1 protein-coding gene is annotated in these 598 nt (G+C 62.7%); it reads right to left on the bottom strand.

Features of this window, described 5'->3' with window-relative positions; genetic code table 11:
- The coding region (locus ACFFGN_RS13430) for an acyl carrier protein (RefSeq protein WP_380047111.1) at positions 1-363 on the bottom strand (363 nt) is incomplete at its 3' end.
- Between the last annotated feature and the right edge of the window lie 235 nt (positions 364-598).

Genomic DNA, 598 nt, shown 5'->3' with positions numbered 1-598 from the left:
CCGACACGCCATCCCAACAATCGCGATCGGCTCATGAACCTCATCCTCAAGCTCCTGGACGTCTACGGGCCTCTTGTTGACGCTTGCCAGGACGGAGGCGCTGATGTCGTGGAGGAGTTCCTGCTGCAGGTATTGGGTGAGGGCGATGGGGGTCGGGTGGTCGAACACGAGAGTTGCCGGCAGTTTCAGTCCGGTCAGGCTGTTGAGGCGGTTACGCAACTCCAAGGCAGTGAGCGAATCCAGTCCGAGATCCTTGAACGCGTGCTCACTGTTGATCTGCCGCTGGTCCTCGTATCCCAGCACCAAAGCGACCTCTCGACGAACCAGGTCGAGCAGGTGCTGGGCGCCTTCCTCGGCCGGCATAGCCGCAAGTGCGGCAGCCAGATCGCCTCCGCTCTGCGGCGACCGCTTATCGCCTTTGCGCCTGCCGGCGGACCGGACTAGGTCTTGCAAGATTCCGCGCGGCTGGTCATGCCGATCGCGGAGCAAAGCAGTATCGAGTCCGACCGGGACAACAACCGGCTCGGCCAGATGCAAAGCCTGGTCGAAAAGCGTCATACCGGTGCCGGATGGCATCGGGACCAGCCCATCTCGCCTC

It is taken from the genome of Kribbella deserti (assembly GCF_042434725.1).
Taxonomy (GTDB): Bacteria; Actinomycetota; Actinomycetes; order Propionibacteriales; family Kribbellaceae; genus Kribbella; species Kribbella deserti.
The sequence above is the reverse complement of the archived record's forward strand: the minus strand, read 5'-3'. Positions and strand labels throughout refer to the sequence as shown.